Raw genomic sequence first — 18,798 nt, forward strand, 5'->3', positions numbered from 1 at the left:
ATCATCGGCCGCTGCGCGCGACGCGAGCGGTCCGGGTGGTCGAGGATCCACCGAGAATGAGGGGTGCACCACATGGCCGCGATGAAGCCGAGGACCGGAGACGGCCCGCTCGAGGTGACCAAGGAGGGACGCGGCATCGTCATGCGCGTGCCGCTCGAGGGTGGAGGTCGCCTTGTCGTCGAGCTCACCCCGGCCGAGGCGGGCGAGCTGAGCGAGGCGCTGAGCGCCGTCGCCGGCTGAGCACCGAGAACCGCAGCACCGGCGACGGCCGGCCAGCCCTGCTGGCCGGCCGTCGTCGTCCCCCCCTGCACCCCCGGCCGTCCCCCTGCAGCCCCGGCCGCCTCCCTGCACCCCCGGGCCGCCGCCCTGCACCCCCGGCCGAAGGCTCGTCCCTCGGCCTGATCCCGCCGGTACCCACGCCCACCCATGAAAGGACGTCCCCGTGATCCAGCCGGTCCTGCCCGAGATCGTCGTCCTGGACGAGTCGCTCTCCGACCCCGCCGCGTCCTGGCGTGCCCTGGGCGCAGAGGTGCTCGGTGTCGTCCGGGACACCTCCGGGACGGTCGACGACGCCGCAGACCTGTACGGGGTCGACCTCGCCAGGGACGCCGACTCCCTCGAGGGCGACGGCGGCGCGAGCGCCGTGGTGACCCTTCTCCACCTGCGTGGTGGCGGCGCCGCGCCGTGGGAGGGTCTCCCGGGCCGGGTCGTCCTGCTCGGCGAGGGCGACGGCGGCGCCGACGACGCCCGGCGGGCGGGGTTGGCGCTGGGCCGGGCCGCGACCGGCCGGGACACCGTCGTGCTCGTGCTCCCACCGGGGGCGGGCGAGGACCGGCTCCAGGCCCTCGCGGAGGGCTTCCTCCTCGCCTCGTTCCGCATGCCCCGCACCGCGCGCGAGCCCGACGGCAAGCCACCCGCGCGCCGGCTGGTCCTGCTCACCCGCGGTGGCGCCACGGCGGACGCGCTGGCCCGTGCGCGCACGGGGGTCGAGGCCACGCTCCTCACCCGCGTGCTGGCAGCCACGCCGTCGTCGACGAAGAACCCCGGCTGGCTCGCCGACCAGGTCCTCGAGCTCGCCTCGGCGGTCTCCGCCGAGGTCCCTGCCGGCACGGGCACGCTGAGCGCGCAGGTCCGCGACGAGGACTGGCTGGAGCGGCACGGGTTCGGCGCCGTCCTGGCCGTCGGCGCCGCCTCCGTCACCCCGCCGCGGCTGGTCACCCTGACGTGGGAGCCCGCCGCCGACGACGCCCCCGTCGTCGCGCTGGTGGGCAAGGGCATCACCTTCGACACCGGCGGCATCTCGATCAAGCCCCGCGAGGCCATGGTGCCCATGAAGACCGACATGGCCGGCGCGGCTGCGGTCCTGGCGGCCGTCCTCGGCGCCGCACGCCTGGCGCTGCCCGTGCGGGCGACCGCGGTCCTGCCGCTCGCGGAGAACGCCGTCGGCGGGGCGGCCTACCGCCCCGGGGACGTCGTGCGCACCTACGACGGCACCACGGTGGAGATCTCCAACACCGACGCCGAGGGCCGGATGGTCCTGGCCGACGCCCTCGCGTGGGCCGTCGAGCAGCTGGCGCCCGACGTCGTCGTCGACGTCGCGACGCTCACCGGTGCCGCCAGCCAGGGTCTGGGCCGCGGCCACGCCGCCCTCTACGCCACCGACGACGGCCTCGCGGCGGACCTGCTGGCCGCCGGCGGCCGGGCCGGCGAGCCCGCGTGGCGGATGCCGCTCGTGGCGGACTACCGCCCGGCGCTGGACTCCGACGTCGCGGACGTCGCCCACGCGGTGCGTGACCCGCACGTGGGTGGGGGGTCCATCACCGCGGCCCTGTTCCTCCAGCGGTTCGCCGCCGACGTGCCCTGGGCGCACCTGGACATCGCCGGGGCCGGCCGTGCGGGCAGCAAGCAGGGCGAGGTCCCGGCCAACGGGCCCACCGGGTACGGCGCGCGCCTGCTGGTGGAGTACCTGCGGGCGGTCGGCTCAGCGGCGCACGGCGACGAGCAGCCCGTCCCCGCTCGGTAGCAGGGCCGGGACGAGACGCTCGTCCTCGCGCACCCTGCGGCCGAGCTCGCGCACGGCGACGGTCGCCTCGTCGCGGCGGGCGGGGTCGGCGACCCGGTCGTGCCACAGGGCGGCGTTGACGGCGAGCACCCCGCCGCGCCGCAGGAGCCGGACGGCCTGCTCGACGTCCTCGGCGGCCTCGGCCGGGTCGCCGTCGAGGACGACCATGTCGTAGGCGCCGTCGGCGAGCCGGGGGAGGACTTCCAGCGCCCGGCCGGCGATGAGCCGGGTGCGGGCGGGCCGGTGGCCCGCGGCGGCGAAGGCCTCCCGGGCGGCGCGCTGGTGCTCGGTCTCCCGGTCGATCGTCGTCAGGACGCCGTCGTCGCTCATCCCCGCCAGCAGCCACAGGCCCGAGACGCCGGTGCCGGTGCCCACCTCGGCGACCGAGCGGGCCTGGCAGGCCGCGGCCAGCAGCCGCAGCGCCGCACCGGTGCCGGCGTGGACGGGCGTGACGCCGAGCTCCTCGGCGCGCATCCGGGCCTCACGTGCCGGCTCGTCCTCGGGCACGAACTCCTCGGTGTACGCCCAGGACAGGGCCTTGTCGGCGGTGATGATGGCCTCCAGGGAGCTCGGCGGCCGGTGGCCGCGGGTGGGACGTGCCGATGCTACCGGTGCGGCGCCGCCGCAGGTGGGAGCTCGGCGGTCCCGCCGTCCGCGCCCTTCCCAGGCGGCTTCCAGGTTCGGTCCCTAGCATGGACGTTCACGCAGACGCGAGACGAGGACGAGATGCCCGACGCCGGCCTGACCGCAGGTCAGCCGCAGCCCCGGCCCACCGGTGTGACCGGCCCCGGCGACCCAGGGGCGGACGACCGTGCCACCACCACTGACGAGCTGCCGGTGTGGGCGCCGCCGAGCTGGGAGCAGATCGTCACCGAGCACTCCCCGCGCGTGTACCGGCTCGCCTACCGCCTCACGGGCAACCGCGCCGACGCCGAGGACCTCACCCAGGAGACCTTCGTGCGGGTGTTCCGGTCCCTGCACAGCTACCAGCCCGGCAACTTCGACGGCTGGCTGCACCGCATCACCACCAACCTCTTCCTCGACCAGGCCCGTCGGCGCTCGCGGCTGCGCCTGGACCCGATCGGTGAGGCCACCGAGCGGCTGCCCGCCGCCCGGGACACCGACGAGCCCGAGCGGGGCTTCGAGCACGCGCACCTCGACCTGGACGTCCAGGCCGCCCTGGACGCGCTGCCGCCGCGGTACCGGGCCGCCGTCGTGCTGTGCGACATCGAGGGCTTGTCCTACGAGGAGATCGCGGCGACCCTGGACATCAAGATGGGGACCGTGCGCTCACGCATCCACCGTGCCCGCGCCATGCTGCGCGAGCAGCTCGAGCACCGCCGCCCGGCCGGGGCGACGGCACCGCAGCCCGTGAGCGCGGGAAGGGCGTGATGGCGCACCTCGGTGACGACGTGAGCGCACTGGTCGACGGCCAGCTCCCCCACGAGCGTGCCGAGGCGGCCCTGGCCCACCTCGTCAACTGCGAGCTGTGCGCGGCCCAGGTCGCCGTCGAACGGGCCTCCCGGCGGCACCTGTCCTCCGCCTGCGACGTGCGCCCCAGCCCCGAGCTCACCGACCGGCTCATGGCCCTGGCCCGGGACGTCCCGGAGGCGCCCCAGGGCGTGCGGGCCGCCGCCGGCCGGGCGTGGGCACCGCTGGCCAGCGGGCGGACCCGCCGCCGGCTGGCGCTGCGGTCCACCGCGGTCCTCGCGGGGGCCGCCGGCGCCCTCGTCGTGGTGGGGACGCTCGCCGAGCGCACGGGGGACCCGGCCGCGATGCTCGCCCGCTTCGCCGGGCCGGAGCGGCACGAGACCGAGCTGGTCGTCTCCGCCGACACCCTCACCGCCAGCGCCGGCGGCACCACCGCGGCGGCGCTGACCTGGCTCGGCGAGCACGGCTGGGCGCCGCCCGTGGCGCTCCCCGAGGACGCCAGGATCACCTCCGTCACCGCCGTGGAGGGCCGCAGCGGCGAGGAGGTCCTGGAGCTGAGCGTCGTGCTCGACGGCCACCCGGTGGACGTGCTGCAGCAGCAGGCGGTGCTCGACCCGGACTCGCTCACTGGCCTCAGCGTGGTCGACGGCGAGAACGTCTTCGAGCTGCCCGGGTCCGGTACCCGCCTGGTGCTCCAGAGCGGCGACGTCACCGTCCTGGTCTCCGCCCCCGACGACCCTGCCCTCGCCCGCGCCGTCGCCGCCGCCTTCCCCGCCACCGAGCCCGGCGCCGGGATGGGGGACCGACTCGGTCGCGGCTGGCATACGATCGTCGCCTGGACGGACCTCCTGGTCGACGCGCCGTGACCCCGCCCGCCGGGACGGAAGGAACTCCCATGGACGAGGAACCCCCGGGCCGGGATACCGGGGCACCCGCGGGCGCGTCGCCGTACGACTACGAGGCCACCCCGGCGCCGCGCCCCGAGCCCTACCACCGGGTGGGCCACGGTGACGCGGCGCCGGGCGGGCCCGCGCTCGACCGGGACGACGCCGCCGGACGGCGGTTCGGGGCCCGCTGGCGGCGACGCCGGACGAGCGCCCACGCGGGCGAGGACGGATCGCCGCGCCGCGCCGCGCCCACCTCCTGGCCCGCCCCGCCGCCGTCGGACGCCGGACCGGTTCGCCCCCCGTCCTACCCGCCGCCCCGGGCGTTCGGCCCGGCGCCGGCCGCCGGACCGGGCACCCGGCCGGCCGAGACGTCTGGCTGGACCCTCGGCCACCCCGGCGGCCCGCTGGACGAGACACCCGGCCGCGGCGGCGCCTCGCTGGACGTGGCCCGGCACGCCGCCACCACCGCCGGTCCGGCCGGACCGTGGGGGCGCCCGGAGGGTGAGCCGGCCACGAGCCGGGGCGTGCCGTGGACGAGCGGCCCCGCCGCGACGCAGGACGCCGGTCCCTGGCGACGACCTGGCTCGGCCGAGCCCGGCGGGCCCGGTGCGGCCCCGCCCCAGGACGGCGTCGCCACGATCTTCGCGCCATCGCCGGAGGCCGCGGGCTGGGCCCGGTACGGACCCGCCGAGCCCGAGCCGGAGCGGCAGCGCCGCGGCGTCGCCCGCGGGGTCGTCGTGCTCCTCGTCCTGCTGGCACTCGTCACCGGGATGCTGCTCGGCGCGCTGGGGGCCCGGTCCTTCCTCGACGTCGGGACCGCCGGCGCGTCCGCCACGCTGCCCGTCTCCTCCGGTGCCGGGGCGGACCGGGCGCCGGAGTCGGTCGCCGGCATCGCCGAGCAGGTCCTGCCCTCGACCGTCTACATCGAGGCGCAGGGCGGAGGGCAGGCGAGCTCCGGCACGGGCATGGTGCTACGCGAGGACGGCTACCTCGTCACCAACAACCACGTCATCGAGGTCGCGGCGGACGGCGGCAGCGTCGTCGTCGTCTTCCCCGACGGGGCGCAGGAGGCGGCCGAGATCGTCGGTCGAACCTCCGACTACGACCTCGCCGTCCTGCGGGTGGAGCGCACGGGCCTCATCCCGCTGGTCCTGGCGGACTCGGACTCGATCGCCGTGGGGGACCCCGTCATCGCGGTCGGCGCGCCCCTCGGCCTGGAGGGCACGGTCACCACCGGCATCGTCAGCGCGCTCAACAGGCCCGTCCGCGCGGGGAGCACCGCGCAGACCTTCATCAACGCCATCCAGACCGACGCCGCCATCAACCCCGGCAACTCGGGCGGGCCGCTCGTCGACGCCGCCGGCCAGGTCATCGGCATCAACAGCGCCATTGCCCAGACCCCGGGGGCTTCGCAGGCCACCGGGAGCATCGGCCTCGGCTTCGCGATCCCCGCCAACCAGGTCCGGCGCACCGCCGAGCAGCTCATCGCCACCGGGCGGGCCACCTACCCGATCATCGGCGTCGCGCTCGACACCCGGTACTCCGGTGAGGGCGTGCAGGTGATGACCGACGACGACGGCGACACCGAGGCCGTCACCTCCGGCGGGCCCGGCGCCGTGGCCGGTATCGAGCCGGGCGACGTCATCCTCGCCATCGACGGTCGCCCGGTCACCGATCCCGACGAGCTCATCGTGGCCATCCGGTCCCGCGCCCCGGGCGAGACGGTGACGCTCCTGGTCAGGCGCGGTGCGGACGAGCGGGAGGTCGACGTCGTCCTGGGGGAGGGGCCGTGACCGACGGCGCCCGCCGGGGCGGTGCCCGCCCCGTATCCTGACGCCGTGGGTATCAACGGAGGCGAGTGGATCGTCCTCATCGTGCTCGCCTTCCTGCTCATCGGGCCCGAGCGGCTGCCCGAGGTCGCCCAGCAGCTCGGCCGGCTCACCCGCGAGCTCAAGCACCTCGCCACCGGGGCCAAGGAGAAGGTGCGCGAGGAGCTCGGTCCCGAGATGGACGACCTCGCCGTCTTCGACCCCCGCCAGTACGACCCGCGCCGGATCGTGCGCGAGGCCCTCATGGAGGACGAACCGCCTGCGGCGGTGCGTCCGGCCCGCCCGCCCGCCGCGCGACGTCGGCCCGCCCCCCGGACCGTGACACCCTCCACCGGCACCGCCGCAGCGGGCGCCGTCGCCGGTGCGATGGGCGCCGCGGCAGCCGTCGGGGCAGGCGCCGGGGCGGTCGCGGGACCCGGGGCCGGTGTCGTCCCGCCGGCGGGCACCCGGCCCCAGCCCCCGGACGGTCCGGCGAGCGGGTCGGCGGAAGGTCCGGCGACCGGCGACGGCGTCGGGGCGGTGCCTGAGGGGGCCGACCCGGCGGCCTACGTCGTCCCGTTCGACGACGAGGCCACCTGAGCCAGGTCCGGCGACGCCGCGCCGGGCTCAGCGACCCAGCGGGCTGATCCCCAGCGAGCGGCCCGCCAGGCCGCGGGCGCGGTGCGACAGCGACCGCGCGAGACCGCGCAGCGCCTCGGCCGCGGGGCTGGTGCCGTCACGCAGGACCAGGGGCAGACCGTCGTCGCCGGCCTCGCGCAGCTCCTGGTCGAGCGGGACCTGCGCGAGCAGCGGGACCGGGTAGCCCAGTGCCGTGCCGAGCTCGGACGAGACGCGCTCGCCGCCGCCGGAGCCGAAGATCTCCAGGCGGGAGCCGTCGGGCTGCTCCAGCCACGACATGTTCTCCACGACCCCGACGACGTGCTGGTGCGTCTGCTCGGCGATGATCCCGGCACGCTGGGCCACCTCCGCGGCGGCCACCTGCGGTGTCGTGACCACGAGCACCTCGGAGCTCGGGAGCATCTGCGCGACGGAGATGGCGATGTCGCCGGTCCCGGGCGGCAGGTCGAGGAGCAGCACGTCCAGGTCGCCCCAGAAGACGTCGGCCAGGAACTGCTGCAGCGCGCGGTGGAGCATGGGCCCGCGCCACACCACCGGCCGGCCGTTCTGGGTGAACATCCCGATGGAGATGACTTTCACGTCGTGCGCGACCGGCGGCAGGATCATGTCGTCGACCTTCGTCGGCGGGTACGTCACACCGAGCATGCGCGGGATCGAGAAGCCGTAGATGTCGGCGTCGACCACGCCGACCTTGAGGCCGTCCGCCGCCATCGCCGCCGCGAGGTTGGCCGTCACCGAGGACTTGCCCACCCCGCCCTTGCCGGAGGTGACGGCGTACACGCGCGTGAGGGAACCGGGCTGGGCGAACGGGATGACCGGCTCGGCCTCACCGCCGCGGAGCTGGGAGCGCAGGGCCTTGCGCTGCTCCTCGGTCATGACCCCCATCTCGACGCGTACCGCGCTCACACCGTCCATGGCGCCGACGACGTTGGTGACGTCGCGGGTGATGGTGTCCTTCAGCGGGCAGCCGGCCGTGGTGAGGTCGACCCCGACGACGACGAGACCGCCGGGTTCGACCTCCACGGAGCGGACCATGTTCAGCTCGGTGATCGGGCGGCGGATCTCGGGGTCCAGGACGTTCCCGAGCTCGGCCTGAACGGCCTCGACGGTGGGTGCACTCATGCCCTCCATCGTAGGCCGCCCGGGACCCCACCCTCGTCGGCCCTCGGTCGCCCCCGCCGACGGTCTCAGTCGCCGCCCGGCCCGACGCCGGCCGGCCCGGCGGCGCCGGGCCCGGGTGCGTCCGGGGACGAGGCCGACGGGCGGGGGCCCTTGCCCTTGCCGCCCTTGCCCTTCGGGCGGGCGCCCGCGCGCTCGACGGTGCGCTCCATGTCGGAGAGCTCCTGCTCGAGCTCGCGGATGCGCAGCTCGCGCTCCTCGACGATGTCCTCGAGCAGCCCCCGCAGCTCCGAGCGCACGAAGTCGCGGGTGGCGACCTCGTTCATCGCCAGCCGCAGGGCCGCCATCTCGCGGGCGAGGTACTCGGTGTCGGCGAGGTTGCGCTCGGCGCGCTGCCGGTCCTGCTCGGCCGCGACCCGGTCGCGGTCGTCCTGGCGGTTCTGGGCGAGGAGGATCAGCGGGGCGGCGTAGGACGCCTGCAGCGACAGCATGAGGGTCAGGGCGGTGAAGCCCAGGGCGGCGGAGTCGAACTGCAGCGGCACCGGTCCCCAGGTGTTCCACGCGAGCCAGATCGCGACGAACGCGCTGAGGTAGACGAGGAACCGCGGGGTGCCCATGAACCGGGCGATCGACTCCGAGGTGCGCCCGAAGAACTCGGGGTCCACGCGCGGGCGCCACCGCCGGCGTGCCTCGAGGGGGGTGTCGAGGCGCTCAGCCATGGGCGGTCCTCGTCATCGCCTCGTCGGTGACCTCGTCCTCCGCGTCGCGCCAGTCGTCGGGGAGCAGGTGGTCCAGGACGTCGTCGACGGAGACGGCGCCGAGGAGCCGGCCGCCGGCGTCCACGACAGGCAGGGCCGTGAGGTTGTACGTGGCGAGCAGCCGGGTGAGCTTGCCGATGGGGTCCTCGGGGAGCACCGCCTCGACGTCCTTGTCCAGCATCGTCCCGAGCATGGTGTGTGGCGGCTCGCGCAGCGCCCGCTGCAGGTGCACGACGCCGAGCAGCTTGCCCGTGGGGGTCTCCAGCGGGGGCCGCACGACGAAGATCATCGCCGCCAGCGCCGGGGTGACGTCGGTGCGGCGGGCGTGGGCGAGGGCGTTGGCCACGCTGGCCTCGGGCGGCAGGACCAGCGGCTCGGTGGTCATGAGGCCACCGGCGGTGTGCTCGTCGTAGGCCAGGAGCCGGCGGACGTCCTCGGCCTCCTCGGGCTCCATCCGCTCCAGGAGGTCGCGCGCCTTGTCCGAGGGGAGCTCGGAGACGAGGTCGGCGGCGTCGTCGGGCTCCATCGCGTCGAGGACGTCGGCCGCCCGCTCGACGTCGAGGGCCGAGACGATCGCCACGCGGTCCTCCTCGCCGAGCTCCTCCAGGACGTCGGCGAGCCGCTCGTCGTCGAGCTCGCTGGCCACCTCGAGGCGCCGGACGTCGGGCAGGTCGCGCAGGACGTCGGCGATGTCGGCCGGCTTGAGGCCCTCGAGGGTGGCGAGCAGGGCGGTCGCGCCCTGGGCCCGGCCGCCGGCGAGGCCGGTGACCTCCTCGACGTCGACGACGAACGCCTCGCCCCGGCGCAGCAGCCCCGTGCGGCCCGTGTGGCGGCGGACGAAGAGCTTGGTGATCATCCAGTCACCGGTGCGGCGCTGCTCCAGCGCCACGTCCTCGATGACGGCGGTGCCCGAGCCGTCGCGCAGGGTCACGGTGCGGTCGAGGAGCTCGGCGACGACGAGGGTCTCGGTGGCGCGGCGCTGGAACCGGCGGATGTTGACCAGGCCGGTGGTGATGACGGCCCCGGCGTCGATGCTGGTCACCCGGGTCAGCGGCACGAACACGCGCCGCTTGCTGGCCACCTCGACGACGAGGCCGACGGCGCGCGGGGCACCCTTGAGGCGGATGAGGACGACGACGTCGTGGACCCGCCCCACCTGGTCGCCCAGGGGGTCGAAGACGGCCGTGCCGGCCAGCCGCGCGACGTAGACGCGGCTCGGCGGGTTCGGGCGGGCGGGGGGCGTGCTCACGCCGGTCAGCCTAGTCGTGGCGCCCGGTCGGTGGTCGGGCGAGCGGACCGGGTGGTGGTGGGGCAGGGGGACGGCCGACGGAGTCACTGACTGCGGCGGAGGGCGTGTGACGTACGCGACGCTCGACGGCGGAATGGTTGAAGGCTCATCTAACTTGACTCCTTCGTACCCCTGACCTCTGCTCGAAAGGCTCACCATGGAAATCGGCCTCCTCCTCGTCCGCGTCGTCGTCGGCGCCCTCCTCGTCGGTCACGGCGCCCAGAAGCTCTTCGGCTCCTTCGGTGGCTACGGCGTCGCCGGCACCGGGGGCTGGTTCGAGTCCATCGGCTTCCGGCCCGGCCGGGCGATGGCCGTCGTCGCCGGCCTGTCCGAGCTCGTCGGCGGCCTCCTGCTCGTGCTCGGCCTGCTCACCCCGCTGGCCTCGGCCGCGATCGTCGGCACGATGGTCGTCGCCGCCTCCACCCACGCCGCCAGCGGCCTGTGGAACACCGGCGGCGGCTACGAGCTGCCTCTCGTCCTCGCCGTCGTGGGCGCCACCGTCGCCCTGACCGGCCCCGGCGCGTACTCCCTCGACGCCGTGCTCGGCCTCCAGCTCTCGCCGGTCGTGGGCCTCGGCGCGATCGCGCTCGGCGTCCTCGCCGCCCTGGTGGTCGTCGCCCGTGCCAGGACGGCTGTGCGGTCCGTCCCCGCCGCCGCCTGACCTCGCCGGCGCTCCGACCGGACAGAAGGGTCCGTCCCGTTTCGGGGCGGGCCCTTCGTCGTCGGAGTCGGCCGGCGGGCGGCCCGGAAGGTGGAACGCGTGGCGACGCCCGCGCCAGGGGTGGAAGATCGACCCATGCCGTCCACGCGCAAGCAGACCGACCCCAGGCTCCCCACGCTGCCCACCGGCGTGGAGGTGGCCTCCTTCACGAGCTATCTCGAGGCCCAGCAGGCCGTCGACCGCCTCTCCGACGAGGCCTTCGACGTGCGGGCGGTGACGATCGTGGGAACCGATCTGCGCATGGTCGAGCGGATCACCGGGCGCCTCACCTACGCCCGCGTCGCCGGCGCGGGGGCGATGAGCGGGGCCTGGTTCGGTCTCATGATCGCGCTGGTGTACTGGGTCTTCACCCCCGAGGGCACCTTTCCCGTGGTGGCGGGCGTCCTCATCGGTGTGGCGTTCGGCATCCTGTTCGCGGTGGTGTCCTACGCGTTCACGGGGGGGAAGCGGGACTTCACCTCCGCCAGCCAGGTCGTGGCCGGGCGGTACTCCATCCTGTGCGCGGCCGAGAGCGCGGGGCAGGCCCGTCAGCTCCTGCGCTCCGTCGCGGCCTCGCCGGGGTCGCGTGCGCCGGTGCTCGGGCAGGGCGGTGCGCCCGGGCAGGGGGGTGCGCCCGGGCAGGGCGGTGCGCCCGGTCAGGGCGGGGCGGACGCCGGTCGGCCGGCACCCGACAGCCACGACAACCCCTACGCCGCCCCCGGGACGCCGTGGCGCTCCGGCGGAGCGGCTCCGGAGCGACCGACGGCTCCGGCACCGGAGCGGACCGCGGCGGTGCCCGCCGAGGGCACCGCCCCGACGGCCGACGCCGGCGCGACGGCCGGCGCCGGCGCCGGCAGGACCGCGAGGACCGAGCGTCCGCGCTACGGTCTGCGCCTGGAGGACCTCGAGGGCGCCGGCGACCCCGAGACCCGGCCCGACCGCGACGAGGCCGGCGGCGAGCGGAGGGAGTGAGCATGGGGATCCCCGTCGGGCTGTCGACGTCCTCGGTCTACCCCGCGGGTGTCACCGAGACCTTCGCCCTGGCCAAGGAGCTCGGTTACGACGGCGTGGAGGTCATGGTCCTGCGCGACCCCCACAGCCAGGACGAGGTCAAGCTCCGTGAGCTCATGGACACCTACGAGCTGCCCATCCTCTCCATCCACGCCCCGACCCTCCTGCTCACCCAGGGGGTCTACGGCAAGGACCCGTGGGACAAGGTCGACCGGTCCACCGAGCTCGCCCACGACGTCGGCGCCCACGTCGTCGTCCTCCACCCGCCGTTCCGGTGGCAGCGCGCCTACGCCGAGCACTTCGTCGGTGCGATCGCCGAGCGGGAGCGCCTGGACGACATGCGCCTGGCGGTGGAGAACATGTTCCCCTGGCGGGCGCGGACCAAGAAGCGCGAGCGGGTGATGCAGGCGTACCTGCCGGGCTGGGACCCCCTCGAGCACGACTACACCCACGTCACCCTCGACCTGTCGCACACCGCGACCGCGGGCATGGACGCCGACGCCTCCCTCGCCATGGCCGACGAGCTCGGGCCGAGGCTGGCGCACCTCCACCTCGCCGACGGCACGCCCACGTTCATGGACCAGCACCTCGTGCCCGGCCACGGCGAGCAGCCCTGCGCGGAGGTGCTGCACATGCTCGGCTCCCAGGGCTTCGACGGCAGCGTCGTGGTGGAGGTCAACACGCGCAAGATGTCGCCGGAGGACCGCAGGGCGGCCCTGGCGGAGTCTCTCGCCTTCGGGCGCGAGCACCTCGCCACCGGCGAGAGCCGGCGGGTCGCCGCGCTCGTCGAGGTCCCCGAGGAGGGGTAGGGAGGCTCAGCCGCGGAGCGAGGCCATCCACGCCTCGATCTGCCCGGGCTCGCGGGGGATGGCGGCGGAGAGGTTCTCCACCGTGCCGTCCTCGCGGACGAGCACGTCGTCCTCGATCCGCACGGCGATGCCGCGCAGCTCCTCGGGCACCTTGAGGTCGTCCTCCCGGAAGTACAGGCCCGGCTCGATGGTGAAGACCATGCCCGGGGCGAGCTCGGCGTCGAGGTACATCTCGCGCCGGGCCTGGGCGCAGTCGTGGACGTCGAGCCCGAGGTGGTGGCTCGTGCCGTGCACCATCCAGCGCCGGTGGTACTGGCCCTCCGGCGCCAGCGACTCCTCGGCCGTGCCGGGCAGCATGCCCCACTCGGCGAGGCGGGCGGCCAGGACCTCCATCGCGGCGGCGTGCAGGTCGCGGAAGCGGGCGCCGGGCCGCCCGGCCCGGGCGAACGAGGCGTCGGCCGCCTCGAGGACCGCCTCGTAGACCTTGCGCTGGGCCGGGGTGTAGATCCCGTCCACCGGGAGGGTGCGGGTGATGTCCGCGGTGTAGAGGGAGTCGACCTCCACGCCGGCGTCGACGAGGACGAGCTGCCCCGCGCGCACGGGCCCGTCGTTGCCGATCCAGTGCAGTGTGTTGGCGTGGTTGCCCGCGGCGGCGATCGTCTCGTACCCGACGCCGTTGCCGTTCTCGCGGGCGCGGGCGGCGAAGGTGCCCTCGATGACCCGCTCGCCCCGGTGGTGCGCCACCGCCCGCGGCAGGGCGCGGACGATGTCGTCGAAGCCCTCCGCGGTGGCGGCCACCGCCTCACGGAGCTGGTCGACCTCGTACGGGTCCTTGCGCAGGCGCAGCTCGGACAGGGCGACGGCGAGGTCGGCGTCGGTCCCCTCGGTGACGCTCTGCCCGGCCTGGGCGCGGACCTCGGCCACGACGGCCTCGACGGCGGCGTCGGCCTGCGGGACCACCCGCAGCTGGACCTGGCCGGCGCCGGCGTCCTTGGCCAGCGCGTCGCGCAGGCTGTCGATGTGCTCGGCGCGCAGTCCCGTGCGGGCGGAGACCTCCGCCAGGGAGGGCCGCACCCCGACCCACAGCTCGCCGTAGCGGGAGTCCGCGTAGAACTCCTCGGTGTCGCGGCCCGCGCGGGGACGGAAGTACAGGACGGCCTCGTGGGTGGGTGCGTCGCCGTCGGCCGGCTGACCGTCGGCCGGCTCGCCGTCGGCCGGCTCGTCCAGGGGGTGCAGGACGAGGACGGCGTCCGGCTCCTCGTCGGTGCCCAGCCCGGTGAGGTGGGCGAAGGCCGAGTGCGGCCGGAAGCGGTAGTCGTTGTCGTTGTTGCGGGTGACGAGACCGCCGGCGGGCACGACGAGCCGCTCACCCGGGAAGAGACGGCCGACGGCGGCGCGGCGGGCGGCGGCGTGGTCGGCCGCGGCGGAGCGCTCGGGCAGGAGGTCCGGCCGCGGACCCCAGCCGTCGGCGATGAACTCGCGGAAGGCCTGGCTCGTGGGCCGCTGGGAACGGTTGTCACCGCGCTCGGACAGGGGCTGGGCCTCCGGGCCCGTGGTGGGTGCGGGGGCGTCCTGGCCCCGGTCCGGGGCGGCGGAGTCGCGTCGTTCGTCGGTCATGGCGCCATGATCGCACCGGCGGCCGACACGGTGCGCACCGGGGCGCGCGTGCCTCCGCCGCCGCACGGGGCACCGGTGCCGCACCAGTACCCTTGCCCGTGTGTCCGGGATGCGCATCGACCTCCATGCGCACACCGCCACCTCCGACGGCACGGAGTCGCCCACCGAGCTCATGCATGCCGCCGCCGCGGCCGGGATCGACGTACTCGGCCTGACCGACCACGACACCGTCGGCGGCTGGGTCGAGGCGCAGGACGCCGTCGCCGCCACGGGGGTCGCGCTCGTGCGCGGCACCGAGCTCTCCACGCAGTCCCGCGGGATCTCGGTGCACCTGCTCAGCTATCTCCACGACCCCGACGACGCCGAGCTCGCGGCGGAGATGCTGCGCGCCCGGCACTCGCGGGACGAGCGGGCCCGCGACATGGTCGAGCGGATATCGCGGGACTACCCGATCACCTGGGCCGACGTCGAGGCGCAGGTCGGCGACGGGGCGACGGTGGGCCGGCCGCACATCGCGGACGCCCTGGTCGCCGCCGGCCTGGCGCCGGACCGGTCCAGCTGCTTCGAGACCATCCTGTCGGTACGGGGGCGCTACTACGTGCCCTACCACGCGCCCGACACCGTCGAGGCGGTCGAGATGGTCCGGGCCGCCGGGGGCGTGCCGGTCATGGCGCACCCGCGTGCCGCTGCCCGCGGGCGGGTCGTGACCGACGCCGTCGTGGCGGCGATGGCCGCTGCCGGGCTCGCGGCCCTCGAGATCGACCACCGTGACCACACCGCCGCCGACGTCGAGCACCTCGAGGCCCTCGCGTCACGGCTGGGCCTGGCCCGGACCGGCTCGAGCGACTACCACGGTGCCGGCAAGCCCAACCGCCTGGGGGAGCGCACGACGGCGCCGGCCGTCCTGTCGATGATCGAGAGCGAGGGGTTCCTGCCGGTGGTGCGCCCGTGAGCGACTACATCGACCTGACGTTGATGTCGACGACCTTCTTCACCCTCTTCGTCATCATGGACCCGCCCGGGACCGTGCCCGTCTTCCTGGCTCTCACCTCACGGATGACGGGCGCCCAGCGCCGCGCGGCGGCACGGCAGGCCACGCTGGTGGCCTTCGGCGTGATCCTGACGTTCACCCTCTTCGGCCAGTACATCCTCGGCTTCCTGCACATCTCCGTGCCGGCGCTGCAGCTCTCCGGCGGGCTGCTGCTGCTCCTGGTCGCGATGGAGCTGCTGACGGGTCAGGCGGAGGAGCCGACCCCGTCGGCCTCGGGGGTCAACGTCGCCCTCGTGCCGCTGGGCACCCCGCTGCTCGCCGGGCCCGGCGCGATCGTCGCGGCGATGCTGGCGGTCGAGCAGTCGGACGGCTCGACCGGCGACCGGGTGGCGATCGGTCTCGCGCTGGTCGCCATCCACGTGGTGCTCTGGCTGGCGATGCGCTTCGCGGTGGTGATCCACCGGGTCCTCGGCGAGGGCGGCACGACGCTGGTCACGCGCCTCGCCGGTCTCCTGCTGGCGGCGATCGCCGTCCAGCTCATGGCCGACGCGGTGTTCGCCTTCCTCGACGCCCGGGGCTAGCCGCGAGGGTCGGCCCGAGGGGTCAATGGTTCCCGCACGGCGCGCCCCTCGGCGGGGCGCGCCGTCTTGCCTCAGCCCTGGGTGTCCTCGGCCGGCTGGCCGCCGCGCGTACGACGGCGCGACCTGGACCGGCGCGGACGCTCGGGGTCGCTCTCGGCGGGGCGCTCGGCGTGCGAGCCCCGGCCCCGGCCGCCGTCGTGACCGCGTCCGCCGTCGCGTCCACGGTCGCCCTCGCGGCCCCGGTCGCCCTCGCGCCCGCGTCCCCCGCCGGTGCGGCCGCCGCCGTGGCGCTTGCCCGTCTCGCCGAGGTCCTCGATCTCCTCCGCCGCGAGCCCGGCGCGCGTGCGGGCCGACCGGGGCAGGCGCCCCGTCGTTGCCTCGGGGATCGACAGGTCGGCGTAGAGGTGGGGCGAGGTGTGGTAGGTCTCGATCGGCTCCGCCGCACCCAGGCCCAGCGCCTTGTTGATGAGCGACCAGCGCGGCATGTCGTCCCAGTCGACGAACGTCACGGCTGTGCCGGTGTTGCCCGCGCGGCCGGTCCGGCCGATGCGGTGGAGGTAGATCTTCTCGTCCTCGGGGCACTGGTAGTTCACGACGTGCGTGACGTCGTCGACGTCGATGCCGCGGGCGGCGACGTCGGTCGCGACCAGCACGTCGACCTTCCCGGCGCGGAACGCGCGCAGGGCCTGCTCGCGGGCCCCCTGGCCGAGGTCGCCGTGGATGGCCGCGGAGGCGAACCCGCGCTCGGCGAGGTCGTCGGCCACCTTGGCCGCGGTCCGCTTGGTCCGGGTGAAGACGATCGTCAGGCCCCGCCCGTCGGCCTGGAGGATGCGGGAGAGCACCTCGACCTTGTTGAGGGCGTGCGCGCGGTAGACCACCTGACGGGTGTTCTTCACCGTGGCGCCCTGGTCGTCGGGGTCCTGGGCGCGGATGTGCGTGGGCCGCGACATGTACCGCCGGGCCATGGCCACGACCGCGCCGGGCATGGTCGCGGAGAAGAGCATCGTGTGCCGCGTGGGCGGGGTCTTGGACAGGAGCGTCTCGACGTCGGGCAGGAAGCCCAGGTCGAGCATCTCGTCGGCCTCGTCGAGGACCACGGTCCGCACCCGGGAGAGGTCGAGGATGCGCTGCTTGAGCAGGTCGATGAGGCGGCCCGGCGTGCCGACGACGACCTCGGCGCCACGGCCGAGGGCCTCGATCTGCGGCTCGTAGGCGCGACCGCCGTAGACCTGGACGATCCGGACGCTGCGCCGGCGCGAGGCGGCGGTGAGGTCGTCGGCGACCTGCTTGGCCAGCTCGCGGGTGGGGACGATGACGAGGCCCTGCGGGGCGCCGGCACCCTCGAGGTCGTCCCAGCCGTCCTCGCCCGGGGCGAAGACGCGCTCGAGGAGCGGGATGCCGAACCCGAGGGTCTTGCCGGTGCCGGTCTTGGCCTGGCCGATGATGTCGTGGCCGCTCAGGGCCACGGGCAGGGTCAGCGCCTGGATGGGGAACGGGTGGGTGATGCCGACGTCGCGCAGCGCCCCGACGATCGGCTCGCTCACCCCGAAGTCCGCGAAGGACTTCTCCTCGAGGTGGGCGGTGGCGGTCCCGTCGTCGGTGATGTCGGGCGTGATCTCGTCGGTCACGGGCAGCACGGGGGTCTCGACGACGTCGAGGACGCCGGAGGCGTTGGTTTCGGTCATGTTCAGCTGTCGCCTTGTCGCTCGAGGCGGACGGCCGGCACCGCACCGGCTCTGCCGGGGTGCTGGCTCCACCATGTCGTGGCAGCCGATCGTGATCATGTCGTGCCGCGTCGGCGGCTTCAGGCTCAGGTTTCTACGAGACGACCGGGCAACCGTTTACTTCCCCAGGGTAGCGCGAAGCCGCCCGGTCGTGCTGACCGGGCGGCGTGAGGGTGGTCACCCGGGGCGGCGTGGCCCCCGTCCCCGACCTCAGACGAGGCCGAAGCCCACTCGGCGCTGCTCGGTCGGGCCGAGCTCGACGAAGCCCAGGGCCTCGGCGGGGACGACGACGTGCCGGCCCTTCTCGTCCTCCAGGACCAGGGGTGCGGCGTCCTTGAGCGACGTCCGCACGGCCGCGAGCACCTCGTCCGGGCTCTGCGTGGACTCCAGGCTGATCTCGCGTGCGACGTTCCGGACGCCGATGGTGATCTCCACGGTGCTCCTCCTTCATGCGGGGTCGATGCTGTCGCCCATCGTAGGTGGTGAGACCGACGGCGCCCGCCCGGGCCGGAGGAGGCGGTCCGGGCCACGACCTGGCGTGGCCCGTGTCACGCGCCGGCCACCCGGCGGCGGAGCCGTCGGCCGCCACGGCGGTGAGAGGATGGGTCCGTGCGTCCCGCCCCCGCCACCGTCGCCACCCTGCTCGCCCTCGCGGGCCTGGTCGCGCCGGCCGCCGCCCTCGCGCCGGCCACGGCGGCGGGTCCGGTGGCCACCGCGGTTCTCGTGAGCGCCTCGGCCCGCACGCCCGACCCCGACATCTCCGCCTGGCCGCCCGCCGGCACCGAGCGCTCGGAGCGGGCCCGGGCCGGCCTCACCGCGGACGAGGTCCCCGCGGCCGCCTCCGGGAACCTCGTCACCGTCCCGGGCTCCGCCGAGGCCCCGCGGCCGGCGCAAGGGGTCCGCACGGTCCGGGTGCAGTTCGAGGAGGGCCTCCCGGTGGACGGGACGGCGTTCGCCCAGCTCGTCATGGACGTCCTCAACGACGAGCGGGGCTGGGGCCACGACGGCTCGGTCGCCTTCGCCCGCACCGACGGCGAGGCGGAGATCTCGGTCGTCCTCGCCTCCGGGGCCACCACCGACCAGCTCTGCGTCCCGCTGCGGACCATGGGGGAGTACTCCTGCGGGCGCAACGGACGAGCCGTCCTCAACGCCGAGCGGTGGTCCTCCGGGGCGGAGTCCTTCCTCGCCGCGGGCGCGGACCTCACCGACTACCGCGAGTACCTCGTCAACCACGAGGTCGGCCACCTCCTGGGCCGCCCGCACGTCACCTGCCCCGCGCCGGGCACCGTCGCGCCGGTGATGGTCCAGCAGAGCATCGACCTCGGCGGCTGCCTGCCCAACGGCTGGGACGCCCTGGCCGGGTGAGGTCGGAC

General features: G+C 75.3%; 18 protein-coding genes and 1 pseudogene. 12 read left to right on the top strand and 7 right to left on the bottom strand.

All coding sequences use genetic code 11. From position 1 onward, the window contains the following. The first annotated feature begins 72 nt into the window (after positions 1 to 72). Together EDD32_RS10610 and EDD32_RS10615 are read left to right on the top strand one after the other, a co-directional pair. Complete coding sequence (locus EDD32_RS10610) at positions 73 to 240, top strand: DUF3117 domain-containing protein (RefSeq protein ID WP_123917334.1); 168 nt, start codon at positions 73 to 75, stop codon at positions 238 to 240. Positions 241 to 442: 202 nt separating this feature from the next. Next, positions 443 to 2,023, top strand: coding sequence for a leucyl aminopeptidase family protein (locus EDD32_RS10615; protein ID WP_211338797.1), 1,581 nt, complete (start codon positions 443 to 445; stop codon positions 2,021 to 2,023). Here the strand turns inward: EDD32_RS10615 and EDD32_RS10620 are convergent. Then, positions 1,982 to 2,614 (bottom strand): O-methyltransferase, encoded by a 633-nt coding sequence (locus EDD32_RS10620; RefSeq protein WP_123917336.1) that lies wholly within the window; start codon positions 2,612 to 2,614, stop codon positions 1,982 to 1,984. The two genes, EDD32_RS10615 and EDD32_RS10620, sit on opposite strands and share 42 nt — an antisense overlap. Before the next feature lie 174 nt (positions 2,615 to 2,788). On the opposite strand from EDD32_RS10620, the gene sigE reads away from it, so the two are divergent. From sigE to EDD32_RS19495, 4 genes are read left to right on the top strand one after another with little or no spacing between them, the layout of a single operon-like run. Further along, positions 2,789 to 3,454 carry an RNA polymerase sigma factor SigE gene (gene sigE, locus EDD32_RS10625; protein ID WP_123917338.1) on the top strand — a complete coding sequence of 222 codons (666 nt, stop codon included), beginning with the start codon at positions 2,789 to 2,791 and terminating at the stop codon, positions 3,452 to 3,454. Further along, positions 3,454 to 4,359, top strand: a complete 906-nt coding sequence (locus tag EDD32_RS10630; RefSeq protein ID WP_123917340.1) for an anti-sigma factor family protein — start codon at positions 3,454 to 3,456, stop codon at positions 4,357 to 4,359. Before sigE ends, EDD32_RS10630 begins: the two co-directional genes overlap by 1 nt. Before the next feature lie 29 nt (positions 4,360 to 4,388). Beyond that, positions 4,389 to 6,173 (top strand): trypsin-like peptidase domain-containing protein, encoded by a 1,785-nt coding sequence (locus tag EDD32_RS10635; RefSeq protein ID WP_123917342.1) that lies wholly within the window; start codon positions 4,389 to 4,391, stop codon positions 6,171 to 6,173. A 45-nt stretch (positions 6,174 to 6,218) separates the two neighbouring features. Next, positions 6,219 to 6,788, top strand: a complete 570-nt coding sequence (locus EDD32_RS19495) for a twin-arginine translocase TatA/TatE family subunit (RefSeq protein WP_246006083.1) — start codon at positions 6,219 to 6,221, stop codon at positions 6,786 to 6,788. A 27-nt stretch (positions 6,789 to 6,815) separates the two neighbouring features. On the opposite strand, the gene EDD32_RS10645 is transcribed toward EDD32_RS19495, so the two are convergent. The 3 genes from EDD32_RS10645 to EDD32_RS10655 all read right to left on the bottom strand — a co-directional run bounded on the left by EDD32_RS10645 (position 6,816) and on the right by EDD32_RS10655 (position 9,953). After that, positions 6,816 to 7,949, bottom strand: a complete 1,134-nt coding sequence (locus EDD32_RS10645; protein WP_425459482.1) for an Mrp/NBP35 family ATP-binding protein — start codon at positions 7,947 to 7,949, stop codon at positions 6,816 to 6,818. 65 nt (positions 7,950 to 8,014) lie between these two features. Beyond that, positions 8,015 to 8,665: a DUF1003 domain-containing protein gene (locus tag EDD32_RS10650; protein ID WP_123917346.1), complete on the bottom strand. Its 651-nt coding sequence runs from the start codon at positions 8,663 to 8,665 to the stop codon at positions 8,015 to 8,017. Beyond that, positions 8,658 to 9,953, bottom strand: coding sequence for a magnesium transporter MgtE N-terminal domain-containing protein (locus tag EDD32_RS10655; protein ID WP_246006084.1), 1,296 nt, complete (start codon positions 9,951 to 9,953; stop codon positions 8,658 to 8,660). The genes EDD32_RS10650 and EDD32_RS10655 overlap by 8 nt, the downstream gene beginning before the upstream one ends. 196 nt (positions 9,954 to 10,149) lie before the next feature. Here EDD32_RS10655 and EDD32_RS10660 point away from each other — a divergent pair. The 3 genes and pseudogenes from EDD32_RS10660 to EDD32_RS10670 form a co-directional block, all read left to right on the top strand. Further along, positions 10,150 to 10,536: pseudogene (locus EDD32_RS10660) on the top strand (DoxX family protein); the annotation flags it as partial. 252 nt (positions 10,537 to 10,788) lie between these two features. After that, complete coding sequence (locus EDD32_RS10665) at positions 10,789 to 11,664, top strand: YflT domain-containing protein (protein WP_211338798.1); 876 nt, start codon at positions 10,789 to 10,791, stop codon at positions 11,662 to 11,664. 2 nt (positions 11,665 to 11,666) lie between these two features. After that, positions 11,667 to 12,512 carry a sugar phosphate isomerase/epimerase family protein gene (locus EDD32_RS10670; protein WP_123917352.1) on the top strand — a complete coding sequence of 282 codons (846 nt, stop codon included), beginning with the start codon at positions 11,667 to 11,669 and terminating at the stop codon, positions 12,510 to 12,512. A gap of 6 nt (positions 12,513 to 12,518) precedes the next feature. Here EDD32_RS10670 and EDD32_RS10675 read toward each other — a convergent pair whose 3' ends face one another. Beyond that, positions 12,519 to 14,129: an aminopeptidase P family protein gene (locus tag EDD32_RS10675; protein WP_123917354.1), complete on the bottom strand. Its 1,611-nt coding sequence runs from the start codon at positions 14,127 to 14,129 to the stop codon at positions 12,519 to 12,521. A gap of 109 nt (positions 14,130 to 14,238) precedes the next feature. Here EDD32_RS10675 and EDD32_RS10680 point away from each other — a divergent pair, with 109 nt between their 5' ends. Together EDD32_RS10680 and EDD32_RS10685 are read left to right on the top strand one after the other, a co-directional pair. Continuing rightward, the gene (locus EDD32_RS10680) at positions 14,239 to 15,081 is read left to right on the top strand and encodes a PHP domain-containing protein (RefSeq protein WP_123920466.1); all 843 of its coding nucleotides are present in this window, start codon (positions 14,239 to 14,241) and stop codon (positions 15,079 to 15,081) included. Beyond that, complete coding sequence (locus tag EDD32_RS10685) at positions 15,078 to 15,701, top strand: MarC family protein (RefSeq protein ID WP_123917356.1); 624 nt, start codon at positions 15,078 to 15,080, stop codon at positions 15,699 to 15,701. The genes EDD32_RS10680 and EDD32_RS10685 overlap by 4 nt, the downstream gene beginning before the upstream one ends. A 71-nt stretch (positions 15,702 to 15,772) precedes the next feature. Here EDD32_RS10685 and EDD32_RS10690 read toward each other — a convergent pair whose 3' ends face one another. Together EDD32_RS10690 and EDD32_RS10695 are read right to left on the bottom strand one after the other, a co-directional pair. After that, the gene (locus EDD32_RS10690) at positions 15,773 to 17,386 is read right to left on the bottom strand and encodes a DEAD/DEAH box helicase (protein ID WP_123917358.1); all 1,614 of its coding nucleotides are present in this window, start codon (positions 17,384 to 17,386) and stop codon (positions 15,773 to 15,775) included. A gap of 249 nt (positions 17,387 to 17,635) precedes the next feature. After that, positions 17,636 to 17,860, bottom strand: a complete 225-nt coding sequence (locus tag EDD32_RS10695) for a DUF3107 domain-containing protein (protein ID WP_123917360.1) — start codon at positions 17,858 to 17,860, stop codon at positions 17,636 to 17,638. A 174-nt stretch (positions 17,861 to 18,034) separates the two neighbouring features. Here EDD32_RS10695 and EDD32_RS10700 point away from each other — a divergent pair, with 174 nt between their 5' ends. Next, on the top strand, positions 18,035 to 18,790 hold the full coding sequence (locus tag EDD32_RS10700; protein ID WP_123917362.1) for a DUF3152 domain-containing protein: 756 nt from the start codon (positions 18,035 to 18,037) through the stop codon (positions 18,788 to 18,790). The last annotated feature ends 8 nt before the right edge of the window (positions 18,791 to 18,798 follow it).

Origin of the sequence: Georgenia muralis (assembly GCF_003814705.1) — a bacterium.
Lineage (GTDB): Bacteria > Actinomycetota > Actinomycetes > Actinomycetales > Actinomycetaceae > Georgenia > Georgenia muralis.

Excerpts from the sequence above, each read along its gene's own strand:
- EDD32_RS10610 (WP_123917334.1), top strand. The coding sequence starts at position 73 with ATGGCCGCGATGAAGCCGAGGACCGGAGACGGCCCGCTCGAGGTGACC.
- sigE (WP_123917338.1), top strand. The coding sequence starts at position 2,789 with ATGCCCGACGCCGGCCTGACCGCAGGTCAGCCGCAGCCCCGGCCCACC.
- EDD32_RS10630 (WP_123917340.1), top strand. The coding sequence starts at position 3,454 with ATGGCGCACCTCGGTGACGACGTGAGCGCACTGGTCGACGGCCAGCTC.
- EDD32_RS10635 (WP_123917342.1), top strand. The coding sequence starts at position 4,389 with ATGGACGAGGAACCCCCGGGCCGGGATACCGGGGCACCCGCGGGCGCG.
- EDD32_RS10645 (WP_425459482.1), bottom strand. The coding sequence starts at position 7,949 with ATGAGTGCACCCACCGTCGAGGCCGTTCAGGCCGAGCTCGGGAACGTC.
- EDD32_RS10650 (WP_123917346.1), bottom strand. The coding sequence starts at position 8,665 with ATGGCTGAGCGCCTCGACACCCCCCTCGAGGCACGCCGGCGGTGGCGC.
- EDD32_RS10665 (WP_211338798.1), top strand. The coding sequence starts at position 10,789 with ATGCCGTCCACGCGCAAGCAGACCGACCCCAGGCTCCCCACGCTGCCC.
- EDD32_RS10670 (WP_123917352.1), top strand. The coding sequence starts at position 11,667 with ATGGGGATCCCCGTCGGGCTGTCGACGTCCTCGGTCTACCCCGCGGGT.
- EDD32_RS10675 (WP_123917354.1), bottom strand. The coding sequence starts at position 14,129 with ATGACCGACGAACGACGCGACTCCGCCGCCCCGGACCGGGGCCAGGAC.
- EDD32_RS10680 (WP_123920466.1), top strand. The coding sequence starts at position 14,239 with ATGCGCATCGACCTCCATGCGCACACCGCCACCTCCGACGGCACGGAG.
- EDD32_RS10690 (WP_123917358.1), bottom strand. The coding sequence starts at position 17,386 with ATGACCGAAACCAACGCCTCCGGCGTCCTCGACGTCGTCGAGACCCCC.